This window comes from Roseateles sp. GW821-FHT03B02, assembly GCF_059421025.1.
In genome coordinates this window covers 352,425-369,904 of sequence record NZ_JBWKUV010000004.1, presented here as the reverse complement: position 1 = coordinate 369,904, position 17,480 = coordinate 352,425, and the positions used below count along the sequence as shown (strand labels likewise).

The 17,480-nt window shown below is 69.2% G+C and carries 19 protein-coding genes and 1 pseudogene; 13 read left to right on the top strand and 7 right to left on the bottom strand.

Annotation, left to right across the window (positions count from 1 at the left end):
* Positions 1–6 precede the first annotated feature (6 nt).
* Positions 7–1,470, bottom strand: coding sequence for a metalloprotease TldD (gene tldD, locus AC07VX_RS14045; RefSeq protein ID WP_493165340.1), 1,464 nt, complete (start codon positions 1,468–1,470; stop codon positions 7–9).
* Positions 1,471–1,605: 135 nt separating this feature from the next.
* Here tldD and AC07VX_RS14040 point away from each other — a divergent pair, with 135 nt between their 5' ends.
* Positions 1,606–1,959 carry a hypothetical protein gene (locus tag AC07VX_RS14040; protein ID WP_493165339.1) on the top strand — a complete coding sequence of 118 codons (354 nt, stop codon included), beginning with the start codon at positions 1,606–1,608 and terminating at the stop codon, positions 1,957–1,959.
* Positions 1,960–1,998: 39 nt separating this feature from the next.
* Here the strand turns inward: AC07VX_RS14040 and rsmI are convergent, their stop codons facing one another.
* Positions 1,999–2,928 carry a 16S rRNA (cytidine(1402)-2'-O)-methyltransferase gene (rsmI, locus tag AC07VX_RS14035; RefSeq protein WP_493165482.1) on the bottom strand — a complete coding sequence of 310 codons (930 nt, stop codon included), beginning with the start codon at positions 2,926–2,928 and terminating at the stop codon, positions 1,999–2,001.
* Between rsmI and AC07VX_RS14030 the strand changes: the two are divergent.
* The 3 genes and pseudogenes from AC07VX_RS14030 to AC07VX_RS14020 all read left to right on the top strand — a co-directional run bounded on the left by AC07VX_RS14030 (position 2,927) and on the right by AC07VX_RS14020 (position 4,534).
* Positions 2,927–3,317: pseudogene (locus tag AC07VX_RS14030) on the top strand (YraN family protein). The gene rsmI and the pseudogene AC07VX_RS14030 overlap by 2 nt on opposite strands.
* Before the next feature lie 16 nt (positions 3,318–3,333).
* Positions 3,334–3,903 (top strand): SIS domain-containing protein, encoded by a 570-nt coding sequence (locus AC07VX_RS14025; protein ID WP_493165338.1) that lies wholly within the window; start codon positions 3,334–3,336, stop codon positions 3,901–3,903.
* A gap of 19 nt (positions 3,904–3,922) precedes the next feature.
* A complete protein-coding gene (locus AC07VX_RS14020) occupies positions 3,923–4,534 on the top strand; it encodes a BON domain-containing protein (protein ID WP_493165337.1) in 612 nt (203 codons plus the stop codon).
* Between the two features lie 9 nt (positions 4,535–4,543).
* On the opposite strand, the gene AC07VX_RS14015 is transcribed toward AC07VX_RS14020, so the two are convergent.
* From AC07VX_RS14015 to AC07VX_RS14005, 3 genes are all read right to left on the bottom strand, one after another.
* A complete protein-coding gene (locus AC07VX_RS14015) occupies positions 4,544–5,434 on the bottom strand; it encodes an NAD(P)-dependent oxidoreductase (RefSeq protein ID WP_493165336.1) in 891 nt (296 codons plus the stop codon).
* Between the two features lie 2 nt (positions 5,435–5,436).
* Complete coding sequence (locus AC07VX_RS14010; RefSeq protein WP_493165335.1) at positions 5,437–6,573, bottom strand: PilT/PilU family type 4a pilus ATPase; 1,137 nt, start codon at positions 6,571–6,573, stop codon at positions 5,437–5,439.
* A 77-nt stretch (positions 6,574–6,650) separates the two neighbouring features.
* Entirely contained in the window at positions 6,651–7,694 is a 1,044-nt protein-coding gene (locus tag AC07VX_RS14005; RefSeq protein WP_310329499.1) for a type IV pilus twitching motility protein PilT, read from the bottom strand.
* Positions 7,695–7,723: 29 nt separating this feature from the next.
* On the opposite strand from AC07VX_RS14005, the gene AC07VX_RS14000 reads away from it, so the two are divergent.
* The 6 genes from AC07VX_RS14000 to AC07VX_RS13975 all read left to right on the top strand — a co-directional run bounded on the left by AC07VX_RS14000 (position 7,724) and on the right by AC07VX_RS13975 (position 12,870).
* On the top strand, positions 7,724–8,398 hold the full coding sequence (locus AC07VX_RS14000; RefSeq protein WP_493165334.1) for a YggS family pyridoxal phosphate-dependent enzyme: 675 nt from the start codon (positions 7,724–7,726) through the stop codon (positions 8,396–8,398).
* A 10-nt stretch (positions 8,399–8,408) separates the two neighbouring features.
* Positions 8,409–8,801, top strand: coding sequence for a GFA family protein (locus tag AC07VX_RS13995; RefSeq protein WP_493165333.1), 393 nt, complete (start codon positions 8,409–8,411; stop codon positions 8,799–8,801).
* On the top strand, positions 8,791–9,486 hold the full coding sequence (locus tag AC07VX_RS13990; protein ID WP_493165332.1) for a c-type cytochrome: 696 nt from the start codon (positions 8,791–8,793) through the stop codon (positions 9,484–9,486). Before AC07VX_RS13995 ends, AC07VX_RS13990 begins: the two co-directional genes overlap by 11 nt.
* On the top strand, positions 9,483–10,763 hold the full coding sequence (locus AC07VX_RS13985) for a c-type cytochrome (RefSeq protein WP_493165331.1): 1,281 nt from the start codon (positions 9,483–9,485) through the stop codon (positions 10,761–10,763). Before AC07VX_RS13990 ends, AC07VX_RS13985 begins: the two co-directional genes overlap by 4 nt.
* Positions 10,764–10,975: 212 nt before the next feature.
* Positions 10,976–12,523, top strand: coding sequence for a methyl-accepting chemotaxis protein (locus AC07VX_RS13980; protein WP_493165330.1), 1,548 nt, complete (start codon positions 10,976–10,978; stop codon positions 12,521–12,523).
* Between the two features lie 29 nt (positions 12,524–12,552).
* Positions 12,553–12,870: an energy transducer TonB gene (locus AC07VX_RS13975; protein ID WP_493165329.1), complete on the top strand. Its 318-nt coding sequence runs from the start codon at positions 12,553–12,555 to the stop codon at positions 12,868–12,870.
* 159 nt (positions 12,871–13,029) lie between these two features.
* On the opposite strand, the gene AC07VX_RS13970 is transcribed toward AC07VX_RS13975, so the two are convergent.
* Positions 13,030–13,437: a cold-shock protein gene (locus AC07VX_RS13970; RefSeq protein WP_493165328.1), complete on the bottom strand. Its 408-nt coding sequence runs from the start codon at positions 13,435–13,437 to the stop codon at positions 13,030–13,032.
* 110 nt (positions 13,438–13,547) lie between these two features.
* Here AC07VX_RS13970 and ylqF point away from each other — a divergent pair, with 110 nt between their 5' ends.
* Together ylqF and AC07VX_RS13960 are read left to right on the top strand one after the other, a co-directional pair.
* Positions 13,548–14,501: a ribosome biogenesis GTPase YlqF gene (gene ylqF / locus AC07VX_RS13965; protein WP_493165327.1), complete on the top strand. Its 954-nt coding sequence runs from the start codon at positions 13,548–13,550 to the stop codon at positions 14,499–14,501.
* Between the two features lie 65 nt (positions 14,502–14,566).
* The gene (locus AC07VX_RS13960; protein ID WP_493165326.1) at positions 14,567–15,955 is read left to right on the top strand and encodes a wax ester/triacylglycerol synthase domain-containing protein; all 1,389 of its coding nucleotides are present in this window, start codon (positions 14,567–14,569) and stop codon (positions 15,953–15,955) included.
* Between the two features lie 6 nt (positions 15,956–15,961).
* Here AC07VX_RS13960 and AC07VX_RS13955 read toward each other — a convergent pair whose 3' ends face one another.
* Positions 15,962–16,183: a hypothetical protein gene (locus tag AC07VX_RS13955; protein ID WP_493165325.1), complete on the bottom strand. Its 222-nt coding sequence runs from the start codon at positions 16,181–16,183 to the stop codon at positions 15,962–15,964.
* 120 nt (positions 16,184–16,303) lie between these two features.
* Between AC07VX_RS13955 and AC07VX_RS13950 the strand changes: the two genes are divergently transcribed.
* Positions 16,304–17,470, top strand: coding sequence for an acyl-CoA dehydrogenase family protein (locus tag AC07VX_RS13950; RefSeq protein WP_493165324.1), 1,167 nt, complete (start codon positions 16,304–16,306; stop codon positions 17,468–17,470).
* Positions 17,471–17,480 lie beyond the last annotated feature (10 nt).

Sequence of the window (17,480 nt, the reverse complement as noted above, 5' to 3'; positions counted from 1 at the left end):
GGCAGCTCAGGCCGTCCCGCCCACCGTCAACCCGTCAATGCGCAGCGTCGGCTGTCCCACCCCAACCGGCACGCTCTGGCCTTCCTTGCCGCAGACACCGACGCCGGTGTCCAGCGCCATGTCATTGCCGATCATGCTGACACGGGTCAGCGCGTCCGGGCCGTTGCCGATGATGGTGGCGCCCTTGACGGGGTACTGGATCTTGCCGTTCTCCACCCAGTAGGCCTCGCTGGCCGAGAACACGAACTTGCCGCTGGTGATGTCGACCTGGCCGCCGCCGAAGTTGGTGGCGTACAGGCCCTTCTTGATCGACGCGACGATTTCCTTGGGGTCGTCCTTGCCGCCCAGCATGTAGGTGTTGGTCATGCGCGGCATGGGCACGTGGGCATAGCTCTCGCGACGGCCGTTGCCGGTCGGCGCGACCTTCATCAGCCGCGCATTCATCGCGTCCTGGATGTAGCCCTTCAGGATGCCGTCCTCGATCAGCACGTTGCGCTGGCTGGCACAGCCCTCGTCGTCGATGTTGAGCGAGCCGCGGCGGTCGGGCAGCGTGCCGTCGTCCAGCACCGTCACGCCCTTGGCCGCCACGCGCTGGCCGATGCGGCCGGAGAATGCGCTCGACCCCTTGCGGTTGAAGTCGCCCTCCAGCCCGTGGCCCACGGCCTCGTGCAGCAGCACGCCGGGCCAGCCCGGGCCGACGACGACGGTCATCTCGCCGGCGGGCGCCGGGCGGCTTTCCAGGTTGGTCAGCGCGGCATGCACGGCCTGCTCGACATAGCTCGCGATCATCTCGTCGGTGAAATAGGCCAGACCGAAGCGGCCGCCGCCGCCGCCCGAGCCCACCTCGCGGCGACCGTTGCTCTCGGCAATCACCGTGATGGACAGGCGTACCAGCGGGCGCACGTCTGCCGCCAGCGTGCCGTCGGCGCGGGCGATCAGCACCACCTCGTGCTCGGCGGCCAGTCCGGCCATGACCTGCGCGACTCGCGGATCCTTGGCGCGCGCCATCTTTTCGGCGCGCTCCAGCAGTGCCACCTTGGCGGCACTGTCCAGGCTGGCGATGGGGTCGGCCACGCCGTACAGCTCGCGGCTGCCGGCCACGCGGCCCTGCGAGGGCACCTTGACCTTGCGGCTCTGGCCCGCCGCGGCGATGGTACGCACGGTGCGGGCGGCATCCAGCAGGGAGTCCAGCGAGATGTCGTCGGAGTAGGCAAACGCCGTCTTCTCACCGGCCACGGCGCGCACGCCGACACCCTGGTCGATGCTGAAGGACCCGCTCTTGACGATGCCCTCCTCCAGGCTCCAGCCCTCGGCGCGGGTGGTCTGGAAGTAGAGGTCCGCATCGTCGACGCGGTGCTCGGTGATGACGCGCAGGGCCTGCGACAGCGCAGCCTCGGTCAGGCCAAAGGGCTCCAGCAGTTGCGAGCGGGCGGTGGCCAGGCGGGCCAGGGTGGGTTCGACGGCGATCATGGGCCGATTCTAGGAAGCCGGGCGTCAGCGGATGCAAGACATGGACATGCTTCTTTACCGTCGCCCTGTCGGCGGCGTCGGCGAAGGCGTCGTTGTGGACGGGCCTTGCAACCCGACACCCACCAGGAGCCCTCGATGAAAACCGCCCACAAGACCCTGATTGCCCTGTTGACCCTGGCCGGCGCGAGCGCCTTCGCCCAGGCTCCCGCAGCCTCCGCCCCCGGCACGAACACGCCGCGCATCGACAAGCGCGAGGCCCGCCAGCAGGCCCGCATCGCCCAGGGCGCCGCCAGCGGCAGCCTGACACCCCACGAGACCCAGCGCCTGGAAAAGGAGCAGGCCCGCGTGGACAACGCCGAGGCCAAGGCCAAGGCGGATGGCACGGTGACGGCCAAGGAGCGCCGCCACATCACGGCCATGCAGGACGGCGCAAGCCGCGACATCCACCGCAAGCGCCACAACGCCCGCGCTGCCAGCGCGCCGAGCTGATCCATGGCCCTCCGGGGCCTCAGCGGGCGGCGGCGCGGTTCAGGCGTCGCCGCCCGCGGCGTTCTTGAGCGTCAGTGCCGCGTCATAGAGCCTGTTGCGCGGCTCGCCGGTGATCTGCACGGCCAGCGCCACGGCCTGCTTCAGCGGCAGCTCCGCCACCAGGGGGGCCAGCACGCGCAGCACCTCGGCCGGCAACTCATCGCTCGCGGCGGCCTGCGGACTGACCGCGTGCAGCACGAGAACAAACTCGCCGCGCTGGCGCTGCGCATCAGCCGCCAGCCAGGCAGGCAGCGTCGCTGCCTCGGCCGTGTGGATGGTTTCGAACTGCTTGGTCAGCTCGCGGCAGACCGTCACGCGCCGGGCAGGCGCCAGTTCGGCCAGCAGCGCAATCAGCTCGACGATGCGGTGCGGTGCCTCGAAGACGATCTGGCTCTGCCTCTCGACGTCCAACACGGCCTGCAAGGCGGTGCGACGCTCGCCGGCCTTGGTGGGCAGGAAGCCGACGAAGGCAAAGCCCTGGGCGGCCGTGTCGCCGGCCACGCTGAGCGCCGTGGCGGCACTGCTCGGGCCTGGCAGCGGCAGCACACGGTAGCCGGCGGCCGCCGCCTGCTGTACCAGCACGGCCCCCGGGTCGGAAATGGCCGGCGTGCCGGCGTCGGAGGCATAGGCCACACGCTCGCCCGCCGCCAGCCGCGCCAGCACAGCGGCACTGGCGTCGCGCTCGTTGTGCTGGTGCAGCGCGATCAGCGGCTTGTGCAGGCCCAGGTGGCGCAGCAGCGCCCCGCCCTGGCGGGTGTCCTCGCAGGCCAGCGCGTCGGCCAGGCTCAAGGCATGGATGGCGCGCAGGCTCAGGTCGGCCAGGTTGCCGATCGGCGTCGCGACCAGATAGAGCGTGGCGGCCGGATACTGCTGGCCGCCGGCTGCGGCCGCAGCGGCCTGGCGCAGCAGGGACTGATCCGAAATGGCAATGTTCAACTGGGGCTCTCGATCCAAACCGGCAACCAAGGTGTCTGGCGATGCCGCGGAAGATGCGGCGCTGGCCACCTGCAACGCGCGGGCCTGCGCCTTCTGGAGCGGAATTATCGAGTCGCCGCCGGCCCCAGCCGGCGCGCCAGCGACGTGGACCTCATCATGACCGACCACGACGGCACGCAGGTCTTAGTGGAAGTGTGGGCTGCGCCGACGCCTCGCACGGCGGCGCGGCCGCCAGCATCACCACCCGCAAGCAGCAGCGCCTGATCCACGCCGCCCGGCACTACCTGCCGCGCCACGCCAGCCCGCCGCCGTGCCGCTTCGACGTCGTGGCCGTCGACGGCGCCGAACTCAACTGGTTACAAGGGCCCTTAGATTTGAGCTGACTATGATTCGCGCCGCATGATCGAACAAAGAATCCAGCAGCAGTTCTTCGAGAGCGCCGACCTGCTCTACCAGGCCGCCGAGCAACTGGCCCGCCCCCTGGCGATGGCCGCGCAGATGGTGGTGGACGCCATTACCGGCGGCAACCGCATCCTCTGCGCCGGCCAGGGCCTGGCCAGCATGGAAGCCGACTACCTTGCCGCCCGCCTGGCCGGCCGCTTCGAGCAGGAGCGCCCCGGCCTAGCCGCCTGGAGCCTGGCCGCCCAGGCGCGCGACGCCGCCGGCCTGGACCTGGCCCGGCTGCTGCAGGCCCACGGCCACCCGGGCGACGTGCTCGTCATGATCGAGCCGCTGCGCGAGCAGCGCGATGCCTGGTCCGGCGCGCTGGCCGTCGCGCATTCGCAGGAGATGAGCGTCATCTCACTGACGGGCGGCGCGACCGACGAGTGGCGCGGCCTGCTGCAGGACACCGACATCCAGATCCGCGTCAGCCACGCGCGCGAGCCGCGCGTTATCGAGGCGCAGCGCGTGCTGCTGCACGCCCTCGTCGACGCGGTCGACGTCCAGCTGCTGGGCAGCGACGAATAACCTTTCCGATGGAATCCCGATGAAGAAACTTTCCCTGACCCTGGCCGCGGCCGTCCTCGCCAGCACCCTTGCCACCGGCTGTGCGCCGCTGCTGATCGGTGGCGCAATGGTGGGCGGCGTTCAGGTTGCCACCGACCGCCGCACCTCGGCCACCCAGCTAGAAGATGAGACCATCGAGATCAAGGCCGGCGCCCGCATCCGCGAGCAGCTGGGTGACAAGGTGCACATCAACGTGAACAGCTACAACCGCGTCGCGCTGATCACCGGCGAGGCCCGCACCGAGGCCGATCGCGCCGAGGTCGAGCGCATCGTGGCCGGCGTCGAGAACGTCACCCGCGTGATGAACGAGGCGGCGGTGACGATGCACAGCGCGCTGAGCGGACGCTCCAACGACGTCGTCATCCAGGGCAAGGTCAAGGCCCAGTTCATCGATGCGCGCGACCTGCTCAGCAACGCCTTCTACGTCGTCGTCGAGCGCGGCGAGGTCTTCCTGATGGGCCGCGTGACCGAGCGCGAGGCCCATCGCGCGACCGAGATCGCACGTCAGGTGGGCGGCGTGAAGAAGGTGATCCGGGCCTTCGAGATCATCAGCGAGGACGAGCTGGCCCGGCTGCTCCCGAAGAAGCAGTGAGCCAGCGGCTCAGAGCCGCTTGATGAGGCTGGACGTGTCCCAACGCGTGCCGCCCATGGCCTGCACGTCGGCGTAGAACTGGTCCACCAGCGCCGTCACCGGCAGGCGCGAGCCGTTGCGGCGGGCCTCGTCGAGGACGAGCCCCAGGTCCTTGCGCATCCAGTCCACGGCGAAGCCGAAGTCGAACTTGCCCTCGACCATGGTCTTGCCGCGGTTGTCCATCTGCCAGCTCTGGGCCGCGCCCTTGCCGATGACGTCCAGCACCTGAACCATGTCCAGGCCCGCGTTCTGACCGAAGCGCACCGCCTCGGACAGGCCCTGGACGACACCGGCGATGCAGATCTGGTTGACCATCTTGGCAAGCTGCCCCGAGCCAGGCCCGCCCAGCAGCGTGACGGCCTTGGCGAAGGCCAGCGCAAGAGGCTTCATGGCATCGAACGGGGCAGCGTCGCCGCCGCACATCACCGTGAGCGCGCCGTTGACGGCACCGGCCTGACCGCCCGAGACGGGCGCGTCGATGAAGGGGATGCCGCGCGTCGCGCCTGCGGCGTGCAGCTCGCGGGCCACCTCGGCCGACGCCGTCGTGTGGTCCACGAACACCGCACCCGCCGCCATGCCGGCAAACGCACCCTGCTCGCCCAGCACGACCGAGCGCAGGTCATCGTCGTTGCCGACGCAGCAGAACACGAATTCGGCGCCCTTGACGGCCTCGGCCGGCGTGGCCGCGAAGGCTCCGCCATATTCCTTGGCCCAGGCTTCGGCCTTGGCCGTAGTGCGGTTGTAGACGGTGACCTGGTGCCCGGCGCGCGCCAGGTGGCCGGCCATGGGATGGCCCATGACGCCCAGGCCCAGGAAGGCGACACGGCGAGGGGGGATGGAGTCGTAGCTGCGGGTGCTCATGTTCAGAGGATGGTCAGGTGTTCGGTGCCGGTGGACAGGTCGCCGCTGCGGGCGCGCTCGCTGTTGAGCTTGATCTGCAGGCGCAGGTCGTTGACCGAGTCGGCGTTGCGCAACGCGTCTTCGTAGGTGACCTTGCCGGCTTCATACAGGTCGAACAAGGCCTGGTCGAAAGTCTGCATGCCCTGCTCGCGCGAGCGCTTCATCAGCTCCTTGATCTCGCTGATCTCCCCCTTGAAGATCAGGTCGGAGATCAGCGGCGAATTCAGCAGGATCTCGACAGCGGCCACGCGCCCCTTGCCCTCGCGGCGCGGCAGCAGGCGCTGGCTGATGAGGGCACGCAGATTGAGCGACAGGTCCATCAGCAGCTGCTGGCGGCGGTCTTCGGGGAAGAAGTTGATGATGCGGTCCAGCGCCTGGTTGGCGCTGTTGGCGTGCAGGGTGGCCATGCAGAGGTGGCCGGTTTCGGCGAAGGCCACGGCATGCTCCATCGTCTCGCGGTCGCGCAGCTCGCCCATCAGGATGACGTCGGGCGCCTGGCGCAGCGAGTTCTTCAGCGCCGCCTCCCAGCTGTCAGTGTCCAGGCCCAGCTCACGCTGGGTGACGATGCAGTTCTTGTGCGGGTGGACGAACTCGATCGGGTCCTCGATGGTCACGATGTGGCCGTAGGTCGTCTCGTTGCGCTCGTCGATCATCGCGGCCAGCGACGTACTCTTGCCCGAGCCGGTGGCGCCCACGACGATGACCAGGCCGCGCTTGTGCTGCACCACTTCGCGCAGCACGGGCGGCAGGTCCAGCGAGGTGATGGTGGGCAGCGTGGACGGAATCGTCCGCAGCACCATGCCCACCTGGCCCTGCTGCAGGAAGGCGTTGACGCGGAAGCGCCCGATGCCGTGCGGCGAGATTGCGAAGTTGCACTCCTTGCTGCGCTCGAACTCGGCTGCCTGCTTGTCGTTCATGATGGCCCGCGCCAGCTGCAGCGTGTGCTGGCCCGACAGGGGCTGTGGCGAGACTTTGGTGAGCTTGCCGTCCACCTTGATGGCGGGCGGAAACTCGGCGGTGAGGAAGAGGTCGGAGCCCTTGCGCGACAGCATCAGCCGCAGCAGGTCGTTGATGAATTTCGAGGCCTGGTCGCGTTCCATAGCTGGCTTTCAGTGCGGGAGTCTTGCCGTCGCTCACCTGGCCTGGGCCACATGAGTGACGTCAAATTTCCAGGATCTCATCCTGGGAAGTTTTCCGGGAACTTGGCCTTGGCACGAGCCTCGGCGGGCGAAATGATGTTGCGCCTCACCAGATCGGTGAGGTTCTGGTCCAGCGTCTGCATGCCCTGCGAGTTGCCGGTCTGGATGGACGAGTACATCTGCGCCACCTTGTTCTCGCGGATCAGGTTGCGGATGGCCGAGGTGCCCAGCATGATCTCGTGCGCCGCGACGCGGCCGGTGCCGTCCTTGAGCTTGCAAAGGCTCTGCGAGATGACCGCCACGAGGGACTCGGACACCATCGCGCGCACCATCTCCTTTTCGGCCGCAGGGAAGACGTCGACGATGCGGTCCACCGTCTTGGCTGCCGACGAGGTGTGCAGCGTGCCGAACACCAGGTGGCCCGTCTCGGCCGCCGTCAGCGCGAGGCGGATGGTTTCCAGGTCGCGCATTTCGCCGACGAGCACGCAGTCCGGGTCTTCGCGCAGCGCCGAGCGCAGCGCGTTGGAGAACGAGTGCGTGTGCGGGCCGACCTCGCGCTGATTGATCAGGCTCTTCTTGCTCTCGTGCACGAACTCGATCGGGTCCTCGATGGTGAGGATGTGGCCGTACTCGTTCTCGTTGAGGTGGTTGATCATGGCCGCCAGAGTCGTGCTCTTGCCGGAGCCGGTCGGGCCGGTCACCAGCACCATGCCGCGGGGCTTGAGCGCCAGGTCGGCAAAGACCTTGGGCGCAGCCAGCTGCTCCAGGCTCAGGATCTTGCTCGGAATGGTCCGGAACACGGCGCCGGCACCGCGGTTCTGGTTGAACGCATTGACGCGAAAGCGCGCCAGGCCCTGGATCTCGAAGGAGAAGTCGACTTCCAGCGTCTCCTCGTACACCTTGCGCTGGGAGTCGTTCATGATGTCGTAGACCATGTCGTGGACCGCGCGGTGGTCCAGGGCCTCGACGTTGATGCGGCGCACGTCGCCGTGCACCCGGATCATCGGCGGCAGGCCCGCCGAGAGGTGCAGGTCCGACGCCTTGTTCTTGACCGAGAATGCCAGCAGCTGGGTGATGTCCATGGTGTACGTATAGAAGAGCCCGGCTGATTATGGCGATCAACGAGGCCCTTCAAGCCACCAAAAACCGCATCGCTGCGGCATGCGTCTCAGCCGGCCGTCCCCGCGACGCGGTACAGCTGCTGACCGTCAGCAAGACCTTCCCCGCCGCGGCGGTGCGCGAGGCCTTCACGGCCGGCGCCCGTGCCTTCGGCGAAAACTACGTCCAGGAAGGCCTGGCCAAGATCGGCGAGCTGAACGATCTGCGCACGCAGATCGAATGGCACCTCATCGGCCCGCTGCAGTCCAACAAGACCCGGCCCGTCGCCGAGCAGTTCGACTGGGTGCAAAGCCTGGACAGGCTGAAGATCGCCGAGCGCCTGTCGGAACAACGCCCGACCGACCTGCCGCCGCTCAACGTCTGCCTGCAGGTCAACATCAGCGGCGAAGCCAGCAAGAGCGGCCTGCTGCCGGCCGACGTCGCCCCGCTGGCCCGCCAGGTGGCCGCCCTGCCGCGCCTGACGCTGCGCGGCCTGATGGCCGTGCCCGAGCCCGGTCCCGGCGCACTGGCACAGCACGGGGCCATGGCCGCGTTGTTCCGCGACCTGCAGGCCCAGGGCCTGGTGCTGGACACGCTGTCCCTGGGCATGAGCGCCGATCTGGAGGATGCCATCGCGGTCGGCTCCACGATGGTGCGCGTGGGCAGCGCGATCTTCGGCGCGCGCTAGGAGTCCCGGAATGGACCGATTCACCGGAGGCTGCCTGTGTGGCAATGTCCGCTTCGTGGCGTCGGGGCGGCCCTACCGGGTCGGCCTGTGCCACTGCCTGGACTGCCGCAAGCACCACGGAGCCTTGTTCCATGCCTCGGCGATATTTCCGCAGCAGGCCGTCAGCGTCGAGGGCGAGACCCGCGACTACCTTGGCCGGCACTTCTGCCCGCGCTGCGGCTCGCCGGTATTCGGGCGCTCGGCGGACGAGATCGAGGTGAACCTCGGTTCGCTGGACGTGCCCGACCAGCTCAGGCCCACCTATGAACTCTGGACGCTGCGCCGCGAATCCTGGCTGCCGCCGTTCCCGCTGGCAAGTCGTTACGAGCGCGATCGCGACAGCATGAGCCGCCATGAAGACTAGTCCGACCCGCCTCGCCGCCGCCGCGCTGTACCTCGCCACGGCGGTCGCGCAGGCCCAGCCCGTTGCCGACACCCTGGCCCAGCGGGCGCTGGCCTGCACCGGCTGCCACGGCAAGGAGGGCCGCGCGGCGCCCGACGGCTACTACCCACGCCTGGCCGGCAAGCCGGCCGGGTATCTCTACAACCAGTTGCTGAACTTCCGCGATGGCCGGCGCGACTACGGGCTGATGAGCGAGCTGATCGCCCCGCTGTCCGACACCTATCTAAAGGATCTGGCCGGCCACTTCGCATCGCTGGACCTGCCCTACCCGGCGCCGCAGACACCCACTCTGCCCCCGGGCGAACTGGCCCGCGCGGAGAAGCTGATCCGCGCCGGCGACCCGTCGCGCCGCCTGCCCGCCTGCACGGCCTGCCACGGCGAACGCCTGACCGGCACACAGCCCGGCGTGCCCGGCCTGCTCGGCTTGTCCCGCGACTACCTGAACGGCCAGCTTGGTGCCTGGCGCAGCGGGCAGCGGCGCGCGTTGGCGCCGGACTGCATGGCCGGCATCGCCAAGGCACTCACGGAGGCCGAGATCCACGCGATCACCCAGTTCCTGGCCGGCCGCCCCATGCCGGCAGACCCGCATCCAGCGCCTGCGCTGGCAGCGCCCGCGCCGCTGCGCTGTGGCGGGCTGGCGCCATGAGGCGCCTGCTGATAGCCCTTGTCGCCCTGGCAGCGCTGCTGGCGGCGGCGGGCGTCGGGCTGCTGGCCTGGCAACGCGGCCTCGACGACGCGACACCCCCCGCCTCCATCCCGGCCAACCTGCAGCGCGGCGCCTATCTCGCGGCGGCAGGCAACTGCGCCGGCTGCCACACCGCCCGCGGCGGCGCGCGCCTGGCCGGCGGCCGCGCCATCCCCACGCCCTTCGGCACGGTGTTTTCGAGCAACCTGACGCCCGACGCGACCGGTCTCGCCGGCTGGAGCGCCGACGACTTCTGGCGTGCCTTCCACCTGGGCGTCAGCCGCGACGGCCGGCTGCTGGTGCCCGCCCACCCGATCACGAACACCACGCTCGTCACGCGCGAGGACGCCGACGCCCTGCATGCCTGGCTGCAGGCCCAGCCGCCCGCGGCGGCGGCGCGGCGCGCGCATGAGCTGCGCTGGCCCTACGGCACCCAGCTGGCCCTGGCCGCCTGGCGGGCGCTCAACTTCCGGCCCGGCGTCTACCGGCCCGACCCCGCCCGCGACGCGGCCTGGAACCGCGGCGCCTACCTGAGCCAGGGACTGACCCACTGCAGCGCCTGCCATGCCGGCCGCGACGCCCTGGGCGGCGACCGCGGCGCGGCCGACTTCCGCGGCGGCCTGCTGGCCGGGCTGGGCTGGACGGCGCCTTCCCTGCACGATCCAGGCGAGGCCGGCGTGCAGCGCTGGCCCGCCGAGCGGCTGCAGCGCTGGCTGCGCGACGGCCACGCTGACGGCCACGTGGCCCAGGGGCCCATGGCCGAGGTCGTGCTCGGCAGCACGGCCGCCCTGGACGATGCCGACCTGGCGGCAATGGCGGGCTATCTGCGCAGCCTGCCCGAGCAGACCGTGGCCCGCCCGGAAGCCGCCCGGCCGGACGCCCGCCGTCGCGAGCTCGGGGCCGGCCTCTACCGCGAGCACTGCGCGAGCTGCCACGGCGCCCAGGGCGAGGGTCGGCGCGACACCAGCGGCGCCCTGGCCTACCCCGCCCTGGCCGGCAGCCGTCTCGTCACCCAGGCGAGCGCGGCCAACCTGGTGCGCCTCATCGAGCGCGGCGGCTTCGGGCCGGCCACGCCGGGCCATCCGCAGCCCTACGGCATGCCCCCCTTCGCCGGCCTGCTGAACGCCGATGAACTGGCCGCGCTGGCCAGCCATCTGCGCCAGTCCTTCGGCCAACAGGCGGGCGAGATCGACGTGGTCGAGGTGCTGAGGCTGCGCGCCGCGGCCACCCAGCGCTGACCGGGCGTCCCCCGGGCACGGGGCCCCATGTGAACGACTTCACGCAAGCCTGTCACAGGCGTGACGCAAATGGTCACAGGTCGCGACACACTGCGCGCCGGCCCCTGGGTATGGCCGAAAAAAAATGGCCGCGAGGCCTACAGTCACCGTTGGAATCAAGAGCGGCAATCCGCCGCCGATACCCGAGATCACCGGACAAGGACCTGAACCGCATGAACTTCCTGACCCAACTGCGCATTGGCCAGCGCCTATTCGTGAGCTTTGGCCTGCTGATCGTGCTGCTGGTGGCCATCGGCGTCTTCGGCGCGTCCAATGCCAACCGTCTGGCCAAGGATCTGGATCGCACCGCGAATTCCAGCCTGGTGAAGATCGGCGCCGCCAACGCGCTGGAGAGTCAAGTCAACATCATCTCGCGCGCCGTGCGCGACCTGCTGCTGCTGGATACGGCCGGTGCGATCAAGAAGCAGAAGGCGGCCATCACCGGTGCCCTGGAAGAAGCAGAGAAGCAGCTTGCCGGACTGGAGAGCGCCGTCTCAGACGACACCGAGAAGGCTGCCGTCGCCGAGGTCCGCGAGCGCAAGGCCAAGTTCCTGACCGCGCTCGAGAAGTTCCAGAAGGTACAGGCCGACGGCAGCCCCGACGAGGCCCGCGAAAGCCTCATCACCGACCTGCGCCCCGCCCAGGCCGCGCTGCAGGAAGGCCTGAAGAAGCTGGTCGACATGCAGTTCGACAGCGGCAAGGACCTCGCCGTCAAGGGCGGCGAGCTGGCCCGTTCCTCCGTCATGCTGACCGCCGTGCTCGTCATCGTCGCGGTGGCCCTGGGCTTCGGCGGCTTCCTCGTCATCTCGCGCTCCATCGTCGGTCCGGCCCGCAAGGCCCAGCAGGCTGCCGAGGCCATCGCCGCCGGCGACCTGACGCAAGACATCCAGGTCGAGGGCCGCGATGAACTGAGCCAGATGCTGCAGGCCATGAAGGACATGCAGACGGCCCTGTCCGGCGTCGTGCGCGACGTGTCGACCGCCGCCAGCGAGGTGGCGTCGAACTCCGGGTCCATCGCCGACAGCAACTCCAACCTCGCCGAGCGCACCACGCGCTCCGCTGCCAGCCTGCAGAACACGGCCGCCTCGGTCGAGCAGATCGCCTCCACGCTCAAGGGCGCCAGCGACCTGACCCGCCGCGCCGCCGGCATCGCCGTGACGGCCCGCCAGTCGGCCAGCAACGGCGGCGCCGTCGTCTCCAAGGTCGTCGAGACCATGGAGGAGATCAGCGCCAGCTCCAAGAAGATCGGCGACATCATCGGCGTCATCGACGGCATCGCCTTCCAGACCAACATCCTGGCGCTGAACGCGGCCGTGGAAGCTGCTCGCGCCGGCGAGCATGGCCGCGGCTTCGCGGTGGTGGCCGCCGAAGTGCGCGCGCTGGCTCAGCGCTCGGCCGGCGCGGCCAAGGAAATCAAGGTGCTGATCCAAGAATCGACCGTGAAGGTCGAGAACGGCACCACGCTCGTCAACAACGCCGGCGTGACCATTCGCAGCGTGGTGGACGAAGTCAACAACATGGGCCAGCTGATCGAGGAGATCTCGCACTCGGCCCAGGAGCAGGCCACGGGCGTGGGCGTCGTCAACGGCGCGATGAACGAGCTGGACAAGGCCACGCAGCAGAACACGAGCCTGGTCGGCGAGCTCAGCCGCTCGGCCGACGCGCTGCGCGACAGCTCGACCCGCCTCATCGAGGCCGTCGGCTTCTTCCGCGCCGCCTGAAACCCATTCCCCACTTCTCGAAGGTCGCCATGTCCATCCTGCGTTCCGCCACCGTCCTCGCCGCCAGCCTGATGCTGGCCCTGGCCGCCCAGGCCACGCCCAAGATCGTCAAGAAGGTGCCGCCCGAGTTCCCGGCGGAGGCCACCAAGAAAGGCATCTCCACGGGCTCCGTCAAGGCCAAGCTGACCATCGAGGCCGATGGCAAGGTCAGCGACGTCGAGATCGTCGAAGCCGAGCCCAAGCGCGTCTTTGATCGAGCCGTGAAGGCTGCGCTGATGGAGTGGAAGTTCGAGCCGGGCGAGAAGGGCTTCCACGAAGTCAAGCTCGTCTTCAAGAACGAGGACTGAGTAGCGACAAAAGACAGCGCCTGCGCGCTGCCTGATGCGCTACGAAGGACTGCGGCATGCACGCCGCAGGCATGAACAAGCTCCGCGAACAGGCCCTGCGGCCTGTGCAACGGACTGCGAAAGACCTGCCGGCGCGCTGGCAGCAGGGACCGCGCCGGATCAACGCCGCGCCACGGCCGGTGCGTCACCCATCTTGTTGTGGGACGGCCAGAACCGCATCCCGCCCACTACCAGCATCACCGCGATGACGGCGCCGGCCGCAAGGCCCAGGCGCCGTTTTCTCTGGGCCTGCCGGGCCCGGACATGGGCCGCACCGGCGCCGGCCGCCGCTTCGCGCAGGGCCGGGCTGAGCTGTGAGCGCGACAGCCGCCGCAGGTTCACCGCCTGCTTGCGACCGTCACGCCCGGTCACAATTTCAAAGCTCAGGGGCTCGTCAGGACGGGGACCTTCCCCGTCGGTCGGAAACGCGGCCAGGCCGACAAAGACCTCTTCCCCCCCACCGGAGGGGCAGATGGCGCCGTAACCGGCCTCCTGATTCCAGGCGCTCAGCACTCCTTCGAATCTCATATTCACCTCAACGACAACCCTGAAATCTTGGGGGAGACCGCCGGCACCGCCGAAACCGGATGTAAGCCGCCGACAATCCGCCCTCCCCCGGCTTCCCCACACGTCAGCGCATGCCCATCAACTGGTTCCCCGGCCATATGAACGCCACCCGCCAGGCGATCAAGGATCGCGTCAAGGCGGGGCTGGACGTGGTCATCGAACTGCTCGACGCGCGCCTGCCGGGCTCCAGTAGCAACCCGCTGCTGGCCGCGCTGACGACGGGCCGCCCGTCGCTGAAGGTACTGAACAAGCAGGATCTTGCCGACCCCGCGATCACGGGCGAATGGTTGGTTCATTACAACGCCCAGCCGCACACCCGCGCGATTGCGCTGGACGCCGGCGACCGCTCGCCCGCCCGGGCCCTGATTGCCGCGTGCCGCGAGCTGGCCCCGCTGCGGGGCGACATGCACAAGCCGCTGCGGGTGCTGATCTGTGGCATTCCCAACGTGGGCAAGAGCACCTTGATCAACACCCTGGTCGGCAAGCGAGCCGCCAAGACGGGCGACGAGCCCGGCATCACGAAGACCGAGCAGAAGATCGTGCTGGAGAACGGCTTCTACCTGTTCGACACGCCGGGCATGCTGTGGCCACGCATCGCCATCGAGCAGAGCGGCTACCACCTGGCCGCCAGCGGCGCGATCGGCCGCAACGCCTTCGACGAGGAGGAGGTTGCGCTGGAGTTGATCGCCGTGCTCAAGCGCCGCTACCCCGACAGGCTGCAGCAGAGATACGGCCTGGCCGAGCTGGGCGCCGACGACGCCGTGCTGGAGGCCATCGGCATCAAGCGCGGCGCCAAGATCCGCGGCGGCACGGTGCAGATGCACAAGGCGGCCGAGGCGCTGCTGATGGACTTCCGGGGCGGATTGCTCGGTCGCATCACGCTGGAAACACCCGATGAGATGGTGGCCTGGCACCGGGCTGCGGCCGACGAGGAGGCGAGCAAGGCAGCCCAGCGCGAGGCCGAGAAGGCGGCGGACAAGGAGCGCCGCAGCGGCAAGAGGAAGGCGTCCAGCGGCGACGCGTGATTCCCCGCCCTTGACCGGCATGCGCGCACGCCTATGCTGGGCCGCCCGGAACGACAAGAGCCCCCATGAGCCGACTCTCCCTGCTCGACCTCGCCTTCTTCATCGCCGAGAGCGAGGCCAGCCCCAAGCATGTCGCCGGCCTGCACATCCATCAGATTCCGAAGGGCGGCGGCGCCAACTTCGCCAAGCAGCTCTACCTGGAGTTCCTGACGCACACCGACGTGCAGCCGCCCTTTGACCAGGTCATCAACTTCGTGTCGCCGACGCTGATGCCCAGCTGGAACACGGCCGAGAGCGTCGATCTGGCCCAGCATGTCTTCTTCCACAAGATGAAGGCCGGCCACAACGGCCGCGAGGCCCTGTACGCGCTGACGGCCCGCCTGCACGAGCCCGTGCTGGACCGCAGCCGGCCGCTGTGGGAGGTCCACGTCATCGCCGGCCTGTGGGACCGGCAGTTCGCCATCTACTACAAGATGCACCACGCGGTGGCCGATGGCATCACGATGACGCGCTGGGGTGTCGAGTCGCTACGCACGACGCCCGACGACGACGCCGTCACGCCCGTCTGGACCATCGACCACACCCGCCACGGCAGCCACGGGCGCAAGAAGCGGCTGGACCAGGCCGTCGCCGGCACCGTCTGGAAGCAGCTGACCGCCAACAGCAAGCGCGCAATTGGCATCGGGCGCCTCACCGCCATGCTGGCGCTGGAAGCCGTCAAGCTGACCAAGAACGCCATCGCCCTGCCCTTCATGGCCAGCGGCGACACGCCCTTCACCGGCAACGCCACGCCCGGGCGCCAGTTCGCCACTGCGGCCGTGCCCATGGCCCGCATCGACGCCATCCGCAAGGTGTCACGTGCAACGCTCAACCACGTCGCCCTGACCTGCCTGGACGGCGCCATGCACCGCTATCTGGCCGACGAGGGCATCACGCTGGACCGGCCCATCACCATCCAGATGCCTGTCAACCTGCGCCGCGAAGGCGAGAAGGCCGCCGGCAACAAGATCGGCATCATCCTGGTGGACCTCTCCCCGCCCACCGACGACGCCTACGTGCGACTGCGCAACGTCGGCTACTCACTGCGCAACGTGCGCGCCATGATCGACGCCGTAGCGCCCGAGGCGGTCGAGACCTACACCATCCTCACCGGCCTGCTCGGCCAGATCGCCGGCATGCTCAAGCTGGCCGACGTCATCACGCCGATGGGCAACACGCTGGTGTCCAACGTGCCCGGCCCGGCCGAACGCCTCTACCTGAAGGGCGCACCTCTGCTGGAGATGCACCCGGTCTCGACGCTGCCGGCCACCCACCTGCTCAACATCACGCTGTTCAGCTATGCGGGCACGCTCTACGTTGGCCTGATCGCCACCGACGCCCTGCCCAACCTCGGCCGCCTGGCCGCCTACGTCGAGGAGGAGATCGCAACCCTGGAGTCGGCGGTGGGGCTCTGACGGCGCTTATTGCGGCGGAGGCGGCGGGATCTTGAGTTCACCGGCCATGCGCTGCGCGGCGTCCATGCCCTTGTTGTACTCGTCCTTGCTCATGCAGCGGCGCACCTTGCGGTTGGTGCCTGTGGCCGCCTCGAAGAAGCAGACCACGTCGGCCTGCGGCCCATCGGCCGCCGCGAGTTGCTCGGACTGCGTTTGCGGCACCGCGCAGGCGGACAGCAGGCCGAGCATCGAGACGGCACCTGCAAGCTGAACAAGACACTTCACGACTACCCCCCCGTTGGATTGCAGGCGCGAATGTAGCCGCAGCGTCCTGCGCCGACATCATCAAATCTGACCCATCGCGCTGCCATGACCCTGCCCCTGTTCGAATCCCCCTGGATGAGCGCCGAGCACCGCCTGCTGCGCGACAGCGCCGCGCGCTTCTTCACCGAGCGCTGGGTGCCGCGCGCCGCGGGCTGGCGCGCCGCCGGCATGATGGAGCGCGACACCTGGCGCGAAGCCGGCGCCCAGGGCCTGCTGTGTGCGGCCATGCCGGAGCAACTCGGCGGCAGCGGCGGTGACTTCGGTCACGAGGCCGTCATCGTCATGGAGGCCGCGCGCGCCAACCTCGGCGGCTTCGGCGGCAGCGTGCACTCGGCCATCGTCGCGCCCTATCTGCTGCGCCACGGCAATGACGCACAGCAACACCGCTGGCTGCCGCGGCTCGCCAGCGGCGAGCACGTCGGCGCCATCGCGATGACGGAGCCTGGCACGGGCTCGGACCTGCAGGCCATCCGCACGCGCGCCCGCCGGGACGGCGACGACTACGTCATCAGCGGCCAGAAGACTTTCATCACCAACGGCCAGAACGCCGACCTCGTCGTCATCGTCTGCCGCACGGGCATCGACGGGCATGACCTGCCCGGTGCCAGAGGCCTGTCACTGCTCGTGGCCGAGATCGATGCCGGCACGGCGGGCCTGACACGCCGGCGCCTGGACAAGATCGGCCTTCACGCGCAGGACACCAGCGAGCTCTTCTTCGACGAGCTGCGCGTGCCCGCGGCCAACCTGCTCGGAGCGCGCGAAGGCCTGGCCTTTGGCCAGTTGATGGGAGAGTTGCCGCAGGAGCGCCTAGTCATCGCCGTCCAGGCCGTCGCGATGATGGAACGGGCGCTGGACGACACCGTCGCCTACGCCAAGCAGCGCGAGGCCTTCGGCCAGCCGATCTGGAACTTCCAGAACACCCGCTTCGTGCTGGCCCAGGCCCAGAGCGATGTGCTGGCCGCGCGCGCCCTCGTCGACGCGGCCATCGCCGCCCACCTGAAAGGCGAGCTCGACGCCGCGCGCGCCGCCCTGGTGAAGGCCTGGTGCAGCGACTTGGCATCGCGCCTGACCGACGCCTGCCTGCAGCTGTTCGGCGGCTATGGTTACATGCTGGAGACGCCGATCGCCGAACTGTGGGCCGATGCACGCGTGACGCGCATCTACGGCGGCACCAACGAGATCATGAAAGAACTGGCTTCCCGGAGCATGTGAGGAGACACAA